This window comes from Vibrio penaeicida (genome assembly GCF_002933855.1).
In the GTDB taxonomy this organism is placed as follows: domain Bacteria; phylum Pseudomonadota; class Gammaproteobacteria; order Enterobacterales; family Vibrionaceae; genus Vibrio; species Vibrio penaeicida_A.
Genome location: NZ_BFAQ01000011.1, coordinates 256,095 through 275,494 on the forward strand (window position 1 = coordinate 256,095; position 19,400 = coordinate 275,494).

Annotated in this window: 15 protein-coding genes; 11 read left to right on the top strand and 4 right to left on the bottom strand. The window is 43.8% G+C overall.

The window, feature by feature from the left end:
• The first annotated feature begins 100 nt into the window (after positions 1–100).
• The 6 genes from VPNCDNU1_RS04660 to menE all read left to right on the top strand — a co-directional run bounded on the left by VPNCDNU1_RS04660 (position 101) and on the right by menE (position 7,306).
• Complete coding sequence (locus VPNCDNU1_RS04660; RefSeq protein ID WP_104399273.1) at positions 101–1,465, top strand: isochorismate synthase; 1,365 nt, start codon at positions 101–103, stop codon at positions 1,463–1,465.
• A complete protein-coding gene (menD, locus tag VPNCDNU1_RS04665; RefSeq protein WP_237324084.1) occupies positions 1,462–3,201 on the top strand; it encodes a 2-succinyl-5-enolpyruvyl-6-hydroxy-3-cyclohexene-1-carboxylic-acid synthase in 1,740 nt (579 codons plus the stop codon). The genes VPNCDNU1_RS04660 and menD overlap by 4 nt, the downstream gene beginning before the upstream one ends.
• Positions 3,198–3,992, top strand: coding sequence for a 2-succinyl-6-hydroxy-2,4-cyclohexadiene-1-carboxylate synthase (gene menH, locus VPNCDNU1_RS04670; RefSeq protein ID WP_104399274.1), 795 nt, complete (start codon positions 3,198–3,200; stop codon positions 3,990–3,992). Before menD ends, menH begins: the two co-directional genes overlap by 4 nt.
• Positions 3,993–4,007: 15 nt before the next feature.
• The gene (gene menB, locus VPNCDNU1_RS04675) at positions 4,008–4,874 is read left to right on the top strand and encodes a 1,4-dihydroxy-2-naphthoyl-CoA synthase (RefSeq protein ID WP_104399275.1); all 867 of its coding nucleotides are present in this window, start codon (positions 4,008–4,010) and stop codon (positions 4,872–4,874) included.
• Positions 4,875–4,988: 114 nt separating this feature from the next.
• On the top strand, positions 4,989–5,975 hold the full coding sequence (gene menC / locus VPNCDNU1_RS04680; RefSeq protein WP_104399276.1) for an o-succinylbenzoate synthase: 987 nt from the start codon (positions 4,989–4,991) through the stop codon (positions 5,973–5,975).
• An 11-nt stretch (positions 5,976–5,986) separates the two neighbouring features.
• Positions 5,987–7,306 carry an o-succinylbenzoate--CoA ligase gene (gene menE / locus VPNCDNU1_RS04685; protein ID WP_237324085.1) on the top strand — a complete coding sequence of 440 codons (1,320 nt, stop codon included), beginning with the start codon at positions 5,987–5,989 and terminating at the stop codon, positions 7,304–7,306.
• A gap of 126 nt (positions 7,307–7,432) precedes the next feature.
• On the opposite strand, the gene VPNCDNU1_RS04690 is transcribed toward menE, so the two are convergent.
• Positions 7,433–9,307: an MFS transporter gene (locus VPNCDNU1_RS04690; RefSeq protein ID WP_104399278.1), complete on the bottom strand. Its 1,875-nt coding sequence runs from the start codon at positions 9,305–9,307 to the stop codon at positions 7,433–7,435.
• Between the two features lie 9 nt (positions 9,308–9,316).
• The gene (locus tag VPNCDNU1_RS04695; RefSeq protein WP_104399279.1) at positions 9,317–9,913 is read right to left on the bottom strand and encodes a TetR/AcrR family transcriptional regulator; all 597 of its coding nucleotides are present in this window, start codon (positions 9,911–9,913) and stop codon (positions 9,317–9,319) included.
• Between the two features lie 325 nt (positions 9,914–10,238).
• Between VPNCDNU1_RS04695 and VPNCDNU1_RS04700 the strand changes: the two genes are divergently transcribed.
• The 3 genes from VPNCDNU1_RS04700 (at position 10,239) to VPNCDNU1_RS04710 (ending at position 13,419) form a co-directional block, all read left to right on the top strand.
• Positions 10,239–11,111, top strand: a complete 873-nt coding sequence (locus VPNCDNU1_RS04700) for a Tim44 domain-containing protein (RefSeq protein WP_104399280.1) — start codon at positions 10,239–10,241, stop codon at positions 11,109–11,111.
• A gap of 239 nt (positions 11,112–11,350) precedes the next feature.
• Positions 11,351–12,250 carry a LysR family transcriptional regulator gene (locus VPNCDNU1_RS04705; protein WP_104399281.1) on the top strand — a complete coding sequence of 300 codons (900 nt, stop codon included), beginning with the start codon at positions 11,351–11,353 and terminating at the stop codon, positions 12,248–12,250.
• A gap of 116 nt (positions 12,251–12,366) precedes the next feature.
• The gene (locus tag VPNCDNU1_RS04710; protein WP_104399282.1) at positions 12,367–13,419 is read left to right on the top strand and encodes an alpha/beta hydrolase; all 1,053 of its coding nucleotides are present in this window, start codon (positions 12,367–12,369) and stop codon (positions 13,417–13,419) included.
• Between the two features lie 130 nt (positions 13,420–13,549).
• Here the strand turns inward: VPNCDNU1_RS04710 and pta are convergent, their stop codons facing one another.
• Both pta and VPNCDNU1_RS04720 read right to left on the bottom strand, forming a co-directional pair.
• The gene (gene pta / locus VPNCDNU1_RS04715) at positions 13,550–15,703 is read right to left on the bottom strand and encodes a phosphate acetyltransferase (RefSeq protein ID WP_104399283.1); all 2,154 of its coding nucleotides are present in this window, start codon (positions 15,701–15,703) and stop codon (positions 13,550–13,552) included.
• A 116-nt stretch (positions 15,704–15,819) separates the two neighbouring features.
• Positions 15,820–17,016, bottom strand: coding sequence for an acetate kinase (locus tag VPNCDNU1_RS04720; RefSeq protein ID WP_104399284.1), 1,197 nt, complete (start codon positions 17,014–17,016; stop codon positions 15,820–15,822).
• A gap of 344 nt (positions 17,017–17,360) precedes the next feature.
• On the opposite strand from VPNCDNU1_RS04720, the gene yfbV reads away from it, so the two are divergent.
• Together yfbV and VPNCDNU1_RS04730 are read left to right on the top strand one after the other, a co-directional pair.
• Positions 17,361–17,813, top strand: coding sequence for a terminus macrodomain insulation protein YfbV (gene yfbV, locus VPNCDNU1_RS04725; protein ID WP_101113605.1), 453 nt, complete (start codon positions 17,361–17,363; stop codon positions 17,811–17,813).
• 588 nt (positions 17,814–18,401) lie between these two features.
• Complete coding sequence (locus VPNCDNU1_RS04730; RefSeq protein ID WP_104399285.1) at positions 18,402–19,367, top strand: ABC transporter substrate-binding protein; 966 nt, start codon at positions 18,402–18,404, stop codon at positions 19,365–19,367.
• The last annotated feature ends 33 nt before the right edge of the window (positions 19,368–19,400 follow it).

The following is a 19,400-nucleotide window of genomic DNA, read 5'->3' on the forward strand; positions in this document are numbered from 1 at the left end:
AATATCGATTTCTGTGTAGCCCGAATTTTTCCCTAAATCCGCTCAGATTTGTCTAACATCAACAAATAGAATAGCCGACCTAAGATAAGATGATCTCAGTTTGAAGAAGAGTGAGATTGCCTTGTTGCCTCTACAAGCAAAAATTAACGAACTAATTGAATATGTTTACCAAGGAAAGGAGAACCAACATCGAGTAAGTTTGCCTATTGAACTTGATTCTAGTTTTTCTTTGCTTGATTGGTTAGAACATCAGCCTCATTTCCCTAAACTGTACTGGAAATCGAGGGACGGAAATGCTGAAGCAGCCACTCTAGGACAGGTTTTCCAATACCGGTCTACTGCTGATGCACAAGTCGGGCTAAAGCCGAAACAAAATATATGGGTTGTATCGAGCTTTGCTGAGCATGATCGGCACAGTTCCAGTACTAAATTCAACAACACAAATACCAACATAAAACCCGAATCCTACTGCTTTCTTCCCCAAATAGAATTGATTCGAAATGACGATGGTTGGACGCTTAGCGTAAACCTCACTAGCGACAAAAGTACTGCTCTCAACGCATTAGCCTCTCTGGAGACCTGTTGCTCACGCTCCTCTCATCATGCTCCTTTACCCAAACTCACCTTTGTTGAGCATCAACCTACAGAAAAGGTATGGGATGGATTGGTCAGTCGCGCATTAACCCAATTCCAAAGCAGTACATTGAAAAAGGTGGTTCTTGCTCGTCAAACAACGTTTGAGCAGCCCCACACAATCTCTCCTTTTGCATTTATTCGAGCGAGTCAGAAAAAGAACGAAGGAAGTTATCATTTTGCATTTGTATTCGATGAAGAGAATGCATTTGTGGGTTCGACACCTGAGCGGTTATACAAACGTGTTGGGTTGGAGTTAGAAACGGAAGCGTTGGCAGGAACGGTAGAAAGAGGGAGCAGTTCTGAACAAGATTTTTTGCTTTCTAATTGGTTGCTTAACGATCCAAAGAATCAGCGAGAGAATCAGCTCGTTGTAGAGGACATTGCTGGACGTCTAGCCCCTTTTTGCAGTCAAATTCAAATTCAGCAATCTCCTAGCATCAAGAAGCTGTCAAAGGTTCAGCATTTACGCAGAGTGATCAAGGCTAAAATATCGAAAACATCAAGCGGTGAACCCATTCTATCCATACTCCAGCCAACTGCTGCTATTGCAGGGCTACCAAGAGAAGAAGCACTAGAATTCATTCAAGAAAACGAGCCCATTAATCGAGAATGGTATAGCGGCAATGTTGGTTTTTTTAATCGAGAAGAAGCAGAGTTTTGTGTGGCTATCAGAAGTGCAAAAATTACCGCTAAACACATACATTTTTATGCCGGAGCGGGGATTGTTCCTGGGTCAGAATCAGACATAGAGTGGCAGGAAATAGACAAGAAAATGTCAACGCTGCTGAGTCTATTTACCACGCTGTCAGAAGTGGAGGTAGCATCATGATTGGACAAGCGAGCTTGAATCGCGTTTGGGCAACGCTGATATTAGAAGAACTAGCCCGATTCGGGGTTGAAGATATTTGCATCGCACCAGGTTCGCGATCAACGCCGTTAACGCTTGAAGCTGATGCCAATTCAGCATTGGACCTTCATTGCCACTATGACGAACGTGGCTTAGCATTTTACGCGCTAGGTTTGGCAAAAGCTTCCCATAAACCTGTCGCTATTGTGGTGACATCTGGTACTGCGGTGGCCAATTTGCTGCCCGCAATATGCGAAGCCAATCTGACAGGCGAGAAACTTGTTGTACTCACCGCTGATCGCCCAGTAGAGCTGATCGATTGTGGTGCGAATCAAGCCATCGAGCAAATGGGTATTTTTTCCTCGCATGTGGGTAAAGCCGTCAATCTTCCAAGTCCAAATACGCGAATCCCTCCCAATTGGCTGCTATCCACTGTTGATGAGGCAATGCATTTTCAATCCGAACATGGTGGTGTCATTCATTTCAATTGCCCATACCCCGAGCCGCTTTATGATGGAAAAGAAGCAAATTTCGATGATCCTTATCTACTTAAAGTAAAGCCTTGGTATGAATCTCGCTCCCCTTTAACTGGTGTGTCTCACTTTCATTCTCAACCCAACCTTTCACCCGATTCTTTCAGTTCAATCAACTCAATAGAAAGCAAAAAAGGTGTTGTGATTCTTGGTTCATTAAATTTATCTGAATCTCAAAAGGCGCTTGAGTTTGCGAAGTGCTTAGGTTGGCCGGTGTTCTGCGATCCTCAAAGTGGGGTGGGCAGTGAGTTTGCACATTATGACCTCTGGTTAAAGAGCCCCGAGGCTAGTAAAGCGTTAGACGACTGCAATTTGATTCTTCAGTTTGGGGCGAGGCTCGTTTCAAAACGCCTATTAAATTGGATAGAAACACGTGGTGACCATTGTGATTATCAAATCGTTCAGCCTTATCAGCAACGACTGAATCCAAGCCATAGGGTACAACATAGAGTTATTGCGGATGTCGGTTATTGGTGTGAAAACGCGTTGAGCCGAATAAGTCCGGCAGACGTTCAATATCATGGCTGGGGAGATACATTAAAAAAAGTATCAGAAAGCACCCAAAAGGTTATTCGTTCTCACGAATTTGTAGCGTGTTCTGAAGCGGATTTAGTTTTGCGCTTATTCGACCACATCTTGGATGAACCTACGATATTCCTTGGTAATAGCTTGCTGGTTCGATTGGTGGATATGTTGGCGAAAACACCTGAACTCGAAATCTATTCGAATCGTGGGGCATCAGGGATCGATGGCTTAGTTGCAACGGCCGCAGGTGTACACTCAGCCAGCAAAAACAAATCCTTAGTTATGATTGGGGACACTTCTTTATTGCATGATCTCAATTCTTTATCTCTTTGGACTCATGCCAATGATCACCCCTCGGTCATTTTGGTTTCCAATAACGATGGTGGCGCTATTTTCGATTTATTGCCCGTTCCTCAAGATAGAAAAAGAGCGCTCTATCAAATGCCGCATGGGTATCAATTCAAGTACGCGGCCATGCAATTCGGTTTGAGCTACGCGGCACCAAGTGATACGTCAAGCTGCATACAAGAAATAGTGAGCCACCTAGCGTCGGGGACTGGCACTTTGTTGGTTGAATTGATTACCCCGCCCGAGCAAACATCCTGTGAGTTAAAACCCATTACGGAAAAGGTTTGCAATGCGCTTAGGTCGTCAATATGAGATTAAGTAGTCAATGGTTGTCTTACCATGAAGATCATGTAAACCAGCCTGTAGTGGTATTTCTTCATGGTTTTTTGGGCAATGCCTTTGATTGGGAAACCACTTCTAAGTATTTGAAGAAATACGACTGCTTAGGCATTGATTTAGCGGGGCATGGTAGAAGTGCCAATATTAAGGCTGCTAACTTTTTCGAGGCGTGCGAACAAGTCAAAGACACTCTGAAGGTGAGGTTGTCGCAAAATACCCCCGTTATTTTGGTTGGGTACTCTCTGGGTGCTCGGATTGCGATGTCTGGATTAGCTAACGGTCATTGGGATCAAGTCAATATTGTAAAAGTCGTATTAGAAGGTGGGCATTTTGGATTACAAAGCGAATTAGAAAAAAATGCCAGATGGAAAAACGACCTTAAATGGGCGAAACGCTTTGCCAAGGAAAATATAGAGCAGGTATTGCAGGACTGGTATCAACAATCAGTATTTAACTCATTAAATCATGAGCAAAGACAAGGTGTTATTAGGCAAAGGCGAAATAATAATACGGTCGGCGTTTCGAGAATGTTACGCGCTACGTCATTGGCGAAACAACCCTATTTACTGAATGAAATTTTGAGACACGATTGCGTTCAATACGTTTGTGGTGACAAAGATGAAAAATTCAAAACGTTAGCGGAATCAAGTGGGTTGACGTTCAGTTTAGTTAAAAATGCTGGGCACAATGTGCATCAGGAGCAACCTGCAGCCTTTGCCCAAATCATTAATCAATGTGTGATTGAGTACAAACTTCAGTCATAACTTTCGGAGAAAACGATGGCAAGAACGGTCGGTATTACAGAAGAGGAGCTTTATGCTCCGGTTGAATGGGTGAGCTCAAGTAATCGTTATGAAGATATTCATTATCATAAATCATCGGATGGCATAGCTAAAATTACCATTGCTCGCCCCCAAGTGCGAAACGCGTTCAGGCCACAAACGGTGAACGAAATGATTCACGCTCTGGCAGATGCACGGTACGACAGTAAGGTCGGGGTGATCATCCTGACAGGACTAGGTGAAGATGCTTTCTGTAGCGGTGGTGATCAGAAAATCCGCGGCGATTACGGTGGATATCAAGATGATGACGGCACACATCATTTGAATGTACTAGACTTCCAGCGTCAGATAAGAACATGCCCCAAACCCGTGATTGCGGCAGTAGCAGGTTACGCGGTAGGGGGTGGTCATGTCCTCCATATGATGTGCGACCTGACCATTGCCGCCGAGAATGCGCAGTTTGGCCAAACTGGGCCGAAAGTGGGATCGTTTGATGGTGGTTGGGGCGCTTCTTATATGGCACGTATTGTGGGGCAGAAAAAGGCTCGTGAGATATGGTTTTTGTGTCGATTCTACGATGCTCAAGAAGCGTTGGATATGGGATTAGTGAATACCGTTGTACCGATTGAAAATCTCGAAAAGGAAACGGTACGCTGGTGTCGAGAGACATTGCAACATAGCCCCATGGCACTACGTTGCTTGAAAGCAGCATTAAATGCGGATTGTGATGGTCAGGCTGGGCTTCAAGAGCTTGCAGGTAATGCGACCATGATGTTCTATATGACGGATGAAGGGCAAGAAGGTAGAAATGCATTCAATGAAAAGCGCCGCCCTGACTTTTATAAATTCCCTCGCAATCCCTAATTGGTTACTTAGGTAGCTTGAGTATATAACATCGTCATTGGCAAATTATGCCTAATAAAATCAAGTTAATTGAAAACAATTTGCCACGCAGTTAGGTAGGAAAAGGATAGCACTATGCGAAATGTAAAGCTCTACAGGTATCAACTGGCTATGGATAGCGGGGTGATATTACGCGACCAAAAACTTCCTCAACGAGAGGGGTGGATTGTCGAGCTTTCCCAAGCTGGGAAAACTGGATATGGTGAAGTTGCGCCTCTACCGGGTTTTAGCCAAGAAAGTTTTGACGAAGCAGGAGAGCAATTACAACAAGCACTCGCATTGTGGGCAAAAGAGGGGGTGTTGGAATTGGACGATTTGTTTCCTTCGGTTGCTTTCGGATTATCTATTGCTCAAATGGAGTTGGCTGGTGGTTTGCCTGAAAACGGCAACTACAATGTTGCTCCACTTTGTACTGGTGATCCAGACGAGCTACTGCCTATCCTTAGCCACATTCAGGGAGAGAAGGTAGCCAAAATCAAAGTCGGTCTCTATGAGCCCATTCGTGATGGAATGTTGGTGAACCTGTTTCTTGAATCTATTCCCGATTTGTCCCTTCGTCTTGATGCCAATCGATCGTGGTCACCAGAAGAAGCGCGCAAGTTCGCGAGTCACGTTAACCCTTCTTATCGACAACGAATCGCCTTTTTAGAAGAACCGTGTAAAAGACCGGGTGAAAGCCTCGCATTTGCTATCGATACTGGCATCGCTATCGCTTGGGATGAAACGCTTCAACATGCGGTTAAAGAAGAGGGCTTCAAGTTATCGGAGCTTACCGGGGTGAAAAGTTTGGTGATTAAGCCGAGCTTGATCGGGTCGATTGAACGTTGTGCTGCGTTGGTCAAGCAAGCGGAAAAATTGGGTATATCCAGTGTGATTAGCTCATCGCTAGAGTCCAGTTTGGGGTTAAATCAACTCGCACGTTTGGCGCACTGGCTAACGCCGAGAAGTGTGCCAGGGTTGGACACCCTGAGCTTATTTGCTTCACAGCTTGAAGTTCCTTGGCCTGGATCGTCCTTACCCATTACATCGCTTGACTCCCAAGAACTCGTGTTTCAGTGCTAAAAGATTCTTTATTGCGTAAATGGGCGAAATCTCGCTCAGATGAAATCGCGCTGGTGAATGAAGACGAAAGTGTAACGTGGGAATCGTTACTCAATAAGGTGATTGTCCGTAGCGAGTTTTTGAATAAAATGGGAGTCGCTGCTGGGGATGTGGTTGCGTGTGTTGGAAAAAACGATGACTTTCTTTTAGAGATAGCGCTGAGTTGCCAAGAAATTGGGGCGATTTTTGCCCCTATTGCACCTTCACCAAAAGACATCATCAAGAAAAAGTTGGAGTCCATCACCCCTGCATTGGTGTTTAAACAACAACCTTCTAGTGAGTGGGAATACCAAAAGCGGGATAAGTTTGTTCCAACACAAATACTGCCAGCCATTTCGAGTTTGATTTTCACATCTGGGACCACGGGTGATCCTAAAGCGGTCGCACACACGGAATCCAATCACATTTTATCCGCAACAGGGTTGTTGAGTGAGTTTGAATTTAAATGGGGTGATAAATGGTTATTAAGCTTGCCTCTTTATCATGTGTCAGGGCTCGCTATATTGTGGCGATGGTTGGTATCAGGTGCGACGATGGCTATTCCTACGACAAAAGGTTGGCTTCATGATTTGAGGTTTGTTACTCACGCGTCACTGGTTTCTACTCAGTTGAAGCGGCTTCTCGATAGTGGCGATTTGGGCTTACTTAAAAGAGTATTGCTCGGTGGTAGTCACATTCCAAGTACTCTTATTGAAGGAGCTCAAAACCGAGGTATCGACACTTGGATGGGGTATGGGCTTACTGAAGCTGCATCGACCGTGACGGCAAAGCGCACCAATCAAAAGCTTTCCTCGGGTAAAGTTCTGCCAAACAGAGACATACAATGTGTTGAGGGAGAAATCAGGCTGAGAGGGGGTACGTTATCCATAGGGTATTACCGTCAAGGACAGGTTGAACGCCTACAAGATGATGATGGTTGGTTTTCAACGGGAGATTTGGGTTACCTAGAAGAAGACGAGTTGATTGTCGTCGGACGTAAAGACAACCGATTTATATCTGGTGGTGAGAACATTCATTGCGAAGAAATTGAAGCGGTTCTCAATACTCTTATAGATATACGGGTCGCCATAGTCATTCCAATTAAAGATGAGGTTTATGGTTACAGACCTGTTGCGGTACTTGATACGGATTTTTTAGAACCTAAAAAAGTGTATGAAAGCACTCTGGTGAACAAGCTGGAAAAGTTCAAGTGGCCGATTGAATATCACTTGATGCCAAGCGTCACCCAAAAACACGGGGGAGTTAAGGTTTCAAGGAAATGGCTGGCCACGTGGCTTGAAAATCGAAGCTAAAAACAATCAAGATTAGGAATAATTAAAACAAAAAGAGCGAGTTAGCCGCTCTTTTGAGTTTTATTACAGAAAACTTGATTGTAAGAGTTTTGATTTCAAGGATTTCGATCGTAAATGTAGTGTTGGTTAGCGCCTGTCACCGCGAAGTTCAGATACTTTTTCAAACATATATTCTGTTGTGGCATCTTTTGGCTGAACAGGCTGCCCTGCTTCAATCTCAACCTTAGACCAAAAACGTCGTGGGAGACCATGGCATGCTTTACCATCCTTTGAACGGCTAAAGTAACTGCCCCATAGCCCTTTGAGTGCCATTGGAATAACGGGTACTGGTGAGCGTCTTAGAATCAAATCCATACCCCGCATGAATGGGTTCATGTTGCCGTCATTGGTCAATCGACCTTCTGGGAAAATGCAAACGACGTCGCCATTATTTAGTGCTTTTTTAACTTCATTGAACGCTTGGCGAACAGAACGACTGTTGGTCCCGTCAATCGCGATCACTCCACCATTCTCCAATAGTGTTTTAATCGGAGGGAAATGAGCGTATTCCTCTTCCATTACAAAACGTATTTGGCGTTTACATGCACCAATCATCAGCAGGGCATCCATATAGCTGACGTGATTGCAGACAATTAATGCGCCCCCTTCTTTTGGTATGTTGGCTAGGTTCTTGTGCTTAACTCGATACATGGTGTGGGTGAACATCCACAAAACTAGGCGAGATAAAAACATAGGCACTTGCCAATACACATAAGTGGCGACAAATATATTCAATATGGCAAGAAGTAAAAAGAGGGTTGGAATGGCAAGCTCGAGCACGCTAAGACACACAATACCCAACACCGCACTACCTACCATGTAAATGGAGTTATAAATGTTGTTTGCAGCAATAATTTGAGCTCGCTCATTTTCACGCGCTTGTGTCTGCATCAATGTATAAAGTGGGACAATGAACAAACCGCCAGACGCCCCCAGCATGAGTAAGCTAAAGAATACAGGCCAAAGCTCTGGGTAGGAAAGGAAGCTCATGAAGTCGCTGAACATCGGTAAAGAGTCAGGGGTGAAGGTAGCCATCATCACACCAAATACGCTAATGCCAAAGCTTCCGACAGGTACGATACCAGGTTCCAATTTATGTTTGGATATCCGATCGCACGCTATAGAGCCAATGGCGATACCCACCGAAAACAGAGCAAGTAGAAACGAGACTGCGCTTTCGTTGCCATTTAAGTGCAGTTTTGTGTAATTAGGGAATTGGGTTAGATAACTGGCCCCAAGGAACCAAAACCAACTGATTGCCATAATGGCTTGAAAAACGACGCGGTCACGCTTTGCTATTGCTAACGTACGTTTGGTTTGTGATATCGGTCGCCACTTAAATTCGACGTCTGGAGCGGTAGGCGCTGCCTCTGGGATAGAGCGACTCGCCACATAGCCGCAAAAAGCAAACCCGACAACACAAAGTGCCGCTACCGTGGTTGCATTATCAACTGATGCAATCACGCCAGCACCTAAGGTGCCCAATAAGATAGCTAGGAAAGTCCCCGTTTCTACTAACGCATTTCCAGGAACGAGTTCATCTCGTTTTAAATGCTGTGGGAGCAATGCGTATTTAACAGGACCGAAAAAAGCAGATTGTGTACCCATCAAGAAGAGCAAAATTAGCAATATCAAATAACTTTCAGTCACAAAGCCAATAGCGCCCAGCGTCATGATGGCTATTTCCGCTAGCTTCACTTTTCGTATGTACGCACTTTTTTCGTATTTGTCTGCTAAGACCCCAGCAGAGGCAGAGAACAAAAAGAAAGGCAGAATAAACAAACCGGCCGCGAGATTAATAAACAGGTTACTTGATACAGGTAGTGCTTCAGCTCCGGCGAAAGCAACAAATAACAACAACACATTTTTAAAGATATTGTCGTTAAATGCGCCAAAAAATTGTGTGATAAAGTACGGGAGAAAGCGCTTTTGTGTCATTAAAGACGGGTGCTGTTTAGGCATTCAAATTCCTTATGCTTGCCAGTTAGCTAAATAGTTGGACAGTAGATTGTCGATCAAAATTTTGCCATCGACTGGAGAGGCAGAAAAGAATTTATCATCCACGCTAAGCAAGGTAATTCCATGTACTCCTGCCCAAAGCACTCGACTGGCTTCAACCACATTCTGATCAGACCCTTCAGGGGTTATCATTTGAATCAAGCTCTCAAGCATGCCCGTCATTTTATCTATTCGTTCGGACTGCCAAGACGGTAGTTCTTCCCCGTTCATTGTGTGTTGAAAAATAAGTTGCCAGCGATGCGGGTGTGCCAAAGCAAAATCGTGGTAACAATACGCCAGCTTATGCAGGGCATCAATTGGATGCTGAGCATCTTCGACTGCTTTTTCTGCTTGCTGCGATAGCTCGTCCAAAGTTTGTGCAACGGCTTGTAATAACAACAAATTGTAATTACCAAATACATTCACAAGAGTACTTGGGACGTAACCAATCATGTTGGCAATCTTTCTGAGGCTGAGCTCGTGATGAGGTTTTTCTTCTAGGAAAGATTTCACGTTATCGAGGGTAAGTGCTATCAATTCTTCACGCGTATGATCGTTACGTCTGGCCATGGTTGAGTGTATTAAAATGAACAATGTTCATTATTTTAAGTGTCGCTTATATAGGGGTCAAGACGAGAAACACCTGTGAGCTCAAATTACTGAAATCCGAGCTGTACGAATTAGTATCCATGTACAGCTATGATGTTTTTTCAATGAGACACTAACCATTAATGATGGTTTTGTTAGCAATATCCTGAAACACACATTTTTGTTGCACGTATTTTATTGTTAACAACTTGAGGCTATGATTCTTAAAGTACTTGTGCCGCCTTGATTTTCGCTTGGGTTGACCATATGTACGTACTGTTAAAATTAGAATTAAGAGAACATAACGATGAAACGATTATTTGCGTTTGTCGCTTTATTAATGATTTCTGTCACCGCTGCACCGATTGCTGAAGCAAAGAAATTCGGTGGTGGTAAATCATTTGGTAAAAGCCACAAAACTGCGCCTGCTCCAAAACAGCAACAACAAAACACAAACACCATCGGCAAAGATCAAGGTAAACAAACCAGCGGCAAGAAAGGCCTAATGGGTGGTTTGCTAGGTGGTTTACTTGCGGGTGGGCTATTAGCGGCATTCTTTGGTGGTGCCTTCGAAGGTATCCAATTTATGGATATCCTAATCATGGGACTGATTGCCTTTGTTATCTTTAAATTGATGAAAGGCATGCTTGCCTCTAAGCAAGGAAGCATGAATCAGCAACAACCTGCCTACTCTGGTGCAAACCGCAATACGTTTGAACCACAACAGCAGCCAAATGTTCATAACTTCGAACAAACTCAGCCGTTATCTGGTGGATTTGGAGCAGCAGGTACAAGCGACGTTCCGCACAATTACCCACCGGGCTTTGATCATGCTGCATTTGTTAATGGTTCTCGTGAGCATTATCGCAAACTGCAAGGTGCGTGGAATCACAACGAATTAGAAACGATTCGTGAGTACGTTTCTCCGGGGTTGTTTGATGACCTATCTGCAGAACGCGCAAAGCTAGAAGGTGAGCAACATACTGACGTTATGTACGTAGACGCTGAAATTGTTCGTGCAGACCACAATGCAACGTCTGCACAGCTTAGCCTTCAATTTAGTGGTCGTTACCGCGACGCAGCTGAAGGTGTAGAAGAAGACATCACTGACGTATGGCACTTAGAGCGTGATTTAACGCAACCTAATGCTCCGTGGTTGATTGTTGGTATTCAAGCGTAACACTAATTTAGTTACCCTATAGACATAAAACCCCTTCCTCATTGAGGAGGGGGTTTTTCTTTAATTAAACTCTCTAAAACTTGGCAAACGTGTCTCAGCTTGAACGATTACTTTCGTTTAATAGGCTAATGTTTAAACTGTTGAATTGACATCCAACCAATAGTTTCAGTATTAGTTAGCGCTCTTACGTAACAATTTCATTTACTCAGGTCAGCAGACCTTAAGATGCGCTGTTTGCTATGAAAAACCATCCATGCCTTTCCGATATCAAAACATTTGTGGTGCTTGTTGAAGAAGGAAGCTTTACAAAGGCGAGTGAGAGACTGATGTGCTCTCGTTCAAATGTATCCAAACAATTAGTGCAGTTGGAAACCGCGCTAGGTGTTACGCTACTTGCAAGAACGACTCGTACCCAACGTCTTACCCAGCAAGGAGAAGCTTTTTTTCATCGTTGTAAGGATTCTCTAGGTGCAATATCCCATGCCATTGAAAGTGTTCTAGAGAGCTCGGACGCCTTAGCAGGGACTATAAAAATCAACTGTGTAGGCGGACATCTCGCTGAAGATGTTGTTGCTCTTTTGATAAATGATTTTATGAATCTATACCCGGATATTCATGTTGATTTAGATTTTTCGAGTGATCGTGTCAATATCATTTCTGGGCAGTATGACTTTATTTTTCGTATGGGAAGCTTAGAAGACTCTTCGTTGATAGCAAGAAAGCTGACCGATATCAAAATTGGCACTTATGCCAGTCCAGATTATTTAACCCAGTATGGTAATCCGGTCTTACCTAGTGATCTTGCAAAGCATCGGTGTGTTTCAGGATCGGTTAATCATTGGGTATTCACGCATAAAGTCACTCAAGAACAAAAAGAGGTTCTGATAAAAGCCAACTTTGCCTGCAAAAATGGCAGGGTGATGGTGAGAGCAGCATGTGCCGGAAACGGTATTATTCGAGTGCCCGAATGTTATTGCAGAAAAGAGTTGCGTGATGATCTGCTTGTTCCTTTATTTGAAGATTGGCATATCGATTCTATTCCATTCTATGTTCTGTATACACAAGACAAACATCAGCCAGTAAGGCTTAGGGCATTCTCCGAATTTGTAGTTTCCAATTTCAAGCATTACATGAAATAGGCACTATCTGTTTTTATTGGTGAATATGAGTAAACAATCATGTGTCTCTGGATGTATATATCATGAAATAACGACTTCGTAAGATATGTGGGCAGTTAACACAGAAGGAGTTCTTTATGAAAAACATCAAGCTGCTTAGTTTATCGCTACTAACTTCTGCAATCCTTGGTTCATCATTAGTTATGGCTAATGATGATTTTTTAGGAGCAGATCTGAAAAGTGGGAAGAACAAAGTGTCATTCCAAAGTGAAAATACTCGCATCGCAGGAAACGTATTCCTGCCACCGAATTACAAACCATCAAAGAGCTATCCGGCAATTGTGGTTATTACACCTGCCAGTGGTGTGAAGGAGCAAACTGCTGGGATATACGCAGAGAAGTTGGCACTTAAAGGATACATCGCTATGGCATTTGATCATCGTACCTATGGTGAGAGTGGTGGGTATCCCCGTGGAATGGAAAATGCACCAATGAAAGTGGAAGATATAAAAAGTGCCATAAGCTTTATTCGCCGTTTCCCCGGGGTTGATAGCAATAGAGTTGGTGAATTGGGTTTATGTTCTGGTGCAGGTTACAGCCTCCAAACAGCGATGCAAGACACACGGATTGATTCTGTTGCGACGGTGAGTGGTTTTGTCGACTTTACCGACTATGCAATGGGAGGTGCGACTCAATATATGGATGTATTAAAAGGAACACCCGTTGAGCAATATCGTCAACAGATAGAGATGGCAAGTGAAGCTCGCCAAAAATATTTCGATACGGGAGAGGTTGTCTTAGTTGATGGTATTCCGACTCAGCAAAGTGCTAAGGACATGAATGCATTTTGGGTGAGAGCAGCAGATTACTACCGTAACCCTGAAAGGGGTGGGGGAGCTGAAAACTACACGCCAATGCGCGCTGCCATGTCGCTTGATACTAGGTATGCTTTTAATCCTTCAGAGCACATGGAACTGTTGTCAAATACGCCTTATATGGCTGTAATTGGAACAGAAGCTTTATCCGCCTACTTTAGTGAGGTTGCTGTAAAAAGGAGTAAAGAAAAAGGAGGGAATGCGGAGTTGGTGAAAATTCAAGGAGCAAAGCATTTTGATCTCTACGACCAAGAGCAATATGTAAATCAAGCTGTTCAAGAGCTTGATAGATTTTATTCCGCAACTTTAAATTAGTATCGATAAAGCTGAGCTTATAGTTTATGGGCAAAGTAAATTGTTTATGGATTAAATTACAAGAATAGTCACTAAGTATTCTTCAAAAAAAACCGCCAACAGGCGGTTTTTTTGATTCTCGCACCGAGAATTAAGCTTCGGCTTCTTCTGCTTGTTTTGCCTGAATGGCTGTCAGTGCGACAGTGTAAACAATGTCGTCAACCAAAGCACCACGAGACAAATCGTTAACTGGTTTACGCATGCCCTGAAGCATTGGACCAATTGAAACAAGATCAGCACTACGCTGTACCGCTTTGTATGTTGTGTTACCTGTGTTTAGGTCAGGGAATACAAATACAGTTGCCTTACCTGCTACTGGAGAGTTAGGCGCTTTAGAAGCAGCCACGTTTTCCATGATTGCAGCATCGTATTGAAGTGGCCCATCAATAACCAAGTCAGGGCGCTTTTCTTGGGCGATTTTGGTTGCTTCACGTACTTTTTCAACGTCTGCACCCTGGCCAGATGTACCGGTCGAGTATGAGATCATTGCGACACGTGGGTCGATACCAAATGCGGCTGCAGAATCAGCCGACTGAATTGCAATTTCCGCCAGTTGCTCTGCGTTTGGATCTGGGTTGATAGCACAGTCACCGTAAACCAATACTTGATCTGGTAAAAGCATAAAGAACACAGACGAAACAAGAGAAGCGCTCGGTGCAGTCTTGATTAGCTGAAGTGGTGGGCGAATGGTGTTAGCCGTTGTGTGAACCGCACCAGAAACCAAGCCATCAACTTCTTCGCGTTCTAGCATCATTGTGCCAAGAACCACTGTGTCTTCTAATTGCTCACGTGCAACGACTTCCGTCATGCCTTTGTTCTTACGCAACTCAACCAAGCGTGCAATGTATTTTTCGCGAACGACTGTTGGGTCGATGATCTCAACACCACTGCCTAAAACAACGCCTTGTTGTTCTGCTACACGCTTAATTTCTTCTGGGTTACCCAAAAGGACACATTCCGCAATACCGCGTTCTGCACAGATAGATGCTGCTTTCACGGTACGTGGTTCATCACCTTCAGGAAGGACAATACGTTTCGCCGCGCGACGAGCAAATTCGGTTAGCTGGTAACGGAATGCCGGTGGGCTTAGGCGACGAACTGCGGCAGAGCCTTCAGTTAGGGTGTCGATCCAAGGACCATCGATATGACTAGCAACATGGTCGTTAACGAATTCAATGCGCTCACGGTCATCCGCTGGCACTTCTAGGCTAAAGCTTTGTAGGTTCAAAGACGTCTGCCAAGTGTTACCTTGTGCTTTGAAGATCGGTAATCCTGTTTCAAAAGCAGGCTTACATAGATCAACGATTTCACTTGGGATATCGTAGCCACCCGTCAGCAAAATTGCACCAATCTCAACGCCATTCATTGAAGCCAAAGCGGCTGCAACGATAACGTCTGGACGATCGGCTGATGTAACAAGCAGAGAGCCAGGTCGGAAGTGCTCGATCATATTTGGAAGCGAACGTGCACAGAATGTGATGCTCTTGATACGACGACTCGCAATATCACCTTCATTGATGATGTCTGCATTCAGGTGCTTTGCCATATCGATAGCACGAGTAGCAATCAGGTCGATGCTCCAAGGCACACAACCTAATACGCGAATTGGACTAGAGTTGAATATTTGCATCACTTCTAGGTTCGCTTGGTGCGCACTATCTGCATCATCAAAGATTTCAGACAGATCGGGACGAGTACGACCAGCATCATCAACAGGCGCGTTCAGCTTGTTAATAATAACGCCAGAAATGCTCTTATTTTTTGTTCCACCAAAGTTAGAACAAGCAACTTCGATTCGCTCTTTTAACTGAGTTGGATTGTCAGTGCCTGGTGTCGCAACAAATACGATTTCAGCACCCAACGTTTTCGCAATCTCAGCATTTACTTGGTTAGCAAATGGGTGCTTACGAGTCGGAACCAAACCTTCGATAAGTGTCACATCGGAATCTTTGTTAATTCGGTTGTAACGCTCAACCACAGTTTCAAGCAGCTCATCCATTTTTTCAGCACCAATAAGTGCTTCAGCTTGGGTCATCGGCGTAGGATCGCCAATTTTCATGTCGCTGTTGAAACTAACAATAGTTGATGTCAGATCAGGTTGGTCACCGCCACTGCGTGGCTGTGCGATTGGCTTGTAGAATGAAACTTTAACACCTTTACGCTCCATAGCGCGTAAAACGCCCATGCTAACACTGGTAAGACCAACACCTGCGCTAGTAGGGATAAGCATAATAGTACGTGACATAGGGGATTCCTATCACTATCAGGTAAATGCTTTGCGAAGCTAGAATGTTCCCAAAGCTGAAAATAAGAACTGGCTAAACGCACCTATTGGCGCGTTAGCCAGTAAAAGTCAGTTTATTATAGACCCGCTAAACGTGCAGTGTCTTCAGCAATAACAAGCTCTTCATTTGTTGAGACAACCATTGCAGGGATGCGGCTTTCTGCTTTAGTAATGGTACCTTCTTTACCAAAACGTGCTTTTAGGTTTGCTGCTTCGTCAACTTCGATACCGAATACGCCAAGACGGTTTAGAACCATTTCACGGATTGGACCTGAGTTTTCACCGATACCGCCAGTAAATACGATTGCATCTAGACGACCTTCAAGAGTTGCTGTGTAACTCGCAACGTATTTCGCTAGACGGTGACAGAATACGTCCATTGCACGTGTAGCTTCTTCTTTTTCACCGTAGTTATCTTCAACAAAACGGCAATCAGAAGTCACTTCTGTAAGACCAGCAAGACCAGATTCTTTCGTTAGCATTGTATTGATTTGCTCAACTGAGTAGCCAAGTGAATCGTGCAGGTGGAAGATGATTGCTGGGTCGATATCACCACAACGAGTACCCATCACCAAACCTTCAAGCGGAGTAAGACCCATTGAGGTATCTACAGATTTACCGTTTTTGATTGCACAAACAGAAGCACCGTTACCTAGGTGACAGTTAATGATGTTCAATTCATCCGCTGGTTTACCTAAACGCTCAGCTGTTTCACGAGCGATAAATAGGTGAGAAGTACCGTGCATGCCGTAACGGCGGATACCGTGCTCTTTGTACAAGTTGTACGGAAGTGCGTATAGGTAAGCTTCTTCTGACATCGTTTGGTGGAATGCGGTATCGAATACAGCCGTCATTGGAAGGCTTGGGAAGGCTTTTTGTGCAGCCTTGATGCCGATGATTGCTGCTGGGTTATGAAGAGGTGCTAATGCTGCACAATCTTCAATACCTTTAAGAACGGCTTCATCAATCAACGCAGATTGAGTAAATTGCTCGCCGCCGTGTACTACACGGTGACCAATTGCTTTCATTTGATCTGCAAGCTCAGGTTTTGAAGCAAGAATAGTTTCAACAATGAAAGACAGCGCTTCATCGTGCGCAGCACCATTACCTAGTTGTGCTTCGTGCTTTCCATCAAGTTTCCACTTGATACGAGCTTCTGGAAGATGAAGACATTCAGCAAGACCTGTAAGGTGCTCGTCGCCGTTTGCTGCATCAACAATTGCAAACTTAAGTGAAGAACTACCGCAGTTTAAAACTAAAACTAGCTTAGACATGAGTGACTACCTGTTATTCGTCTGATAAAAGAATCAGTTAAGGATGAAAATCAATCGCAAGCATAAATGCCTTTTTGAGAAGACAAATTACGCTTGGTCAAAAAATACTTGAAATTCCGTATCGTTGGACGCATTGATACTTTAATCAACGCGAATACGCTTCCTTGCAAATAACACTCACGGTTGCCTAAATTGTAAATAACAGCAACAATGAGATTGAGGGTTTGCTAAGGATAGCGATAATGACCCAAGATAACAAAAAAATTTGAGTGCATTTTAACTAGAATCAATTTTTTTGCAGCTTTTTTTTAAAGGTTGTCAATTTATTTTAGTGAGAGGTTGGTATGAACAATAAAGTCGGGCTCATCCATAGTTTGAAAGATGGTCAAAAATACATGGATACTTGGCCTGTGCGAAAGGAGCTGACCCCTCTCTTTCCAGAACAACGCATCATTAAAGCAACAAAATTTGGTGTTAAAGTGATGCCAGCTGTCGCTGCGATTAGTGTGCTTATGCAAATGGTGTTTGAAAACCAGCAAGCGATGCCTCAAGCCATTGTGATGGCTTTATTTGCGATTAGCCTCCCTCTACAGGGTATGTGGTGGTTGGGTAACCGCTCTAATACACAACTCCCGCCAGCACTTGCAAGCTGGTACCGCGAAATTCATCAGAAAATTATTGAAGCAGGCGGTGCGCTTGAGCCAATAAAAAGTAAACCCCGATACAAAGAACTGGCTGTAACGCTCAATCGTGCGTTTAGGCAGCTTGATAAATCTGCGTTGGAGCGTTGGTTTTAAAGTCAGATAGATTTCTGATTGCTCTGTTTCTTATAAAGTAACTTCTTAAAAAAGGAGGCTAGGATCATTCGATCCTAGCCTCCTTTTTTGTTGTCATATCGTCGATCTACGGCCACGTTCCCAGTACGCTTGTCCCATTTCAGCATGTAAAACAACGCGATTTCTTTCATTTCTATTTATAAAAGTCAAATTCAGTAATGAAGATTTATTTTTCAAAACTGATTAAAAAAACATCATCTGTTTTTTATTCAAATGATAAGAATATTACTTTGCTCACTATTAAATATAGTGGTTTTGTGTGCTGGTTAACGCAAATTTCACGTTTTGTTACTTTGTTGTTAATCCTCTCTTCCCTTTACTGAGCCTTGCTGGTAAAAATGTGTACATATGCGTAAATAAGCGCGTACAAAATATAGAAACTATAATTAGTAGCTGTTTGTTTCAAACTCCCTAGACTTATGACTAGGTCACCAAAGCATAGGTGCGCTATTTAGAGTGTTTAGAATCAAAGAAATAAAACAGGTAAGCCGCCAGGAGATTGGCAGCCACAACATCACAACAACTTTACTGCTGAATCAAGGAGTCAAGATGAAAGCAAGTCAAATCATTGCTACCGCGTGTATTGCCGGTGCAGCGTTACTTTCCTCTACAGGTGTTATTGCTAAAACGGCGAAAGTCGCCGTATCACAAATCGTAGAACATCCCGCTCTGGACGCAACACGCCAGGGTTTGCTCGATGGTCTGAAAGAAAAAGGCTATGTAGAGGGGAAAAATCTAGAATTCGAATATCGTACAGCACAGGGCAATCCAGCGATTGCGGTACAGATAGCGCGTCAGTTTGTTGGTGAAAACCCTGATGTATTGGTTGGTATTGCAACGCCAACTGCTCAAGCCTTGGTTTCTTCAACCCGCTCTATTCCGGTTGTATTCACAGCGGTGACCGATCCTGTTGGCGCTAAGCTGGTTGGCAGCATGAAAAAACCAGGTAAAAACGTAACCGGTCTATCTGATTTGTCGCCTGTTGCTCAACACGTTGACTTAATCAAAGAAATTTTACCTAACGCGAAATCTATCGGTGTGGTGTATAACCCAGGCGAAGCGAATGCCGTTACTCTGGTTGAGCTTTTGAAAGAAGCGGCCGATGCGAAAGGTTTAAAGGTAGTGGAAGCGACTGCGTTAAAGAGCGCGGATGTTCAATCGGCAACTCAAGCTATTTCTGCAAAGTCTGACGTGATTTATGCCCCTACAGATAACACCGTTGCGAGTGCTATTGAAGGTATGATCGTCGCGGCGAATCAAGCGAAAACACCAGTCCTTGGCGGTGCTACCTCTTATGTTGAGAAAGGCGCAGTGGCAAGCTTAGGATTTGATTACTACCAAGTTGGTGTCCAAACGGCTGATTATGTAGCCGCTATTTTAGAAGGTGCGGAACCGGGTAGCCTAGATGTGAATGTGGCAAAGGGTTCTGACCTTGTTGTGAACAAAACTGCTGCTGAAAAGATTGGTGTAACCATTCCTAAATCCGTTCTGGATCGTGCAACTAGCGTAAAATAATAACACTAAGCCCGAATAGCACTCGCTATTCGG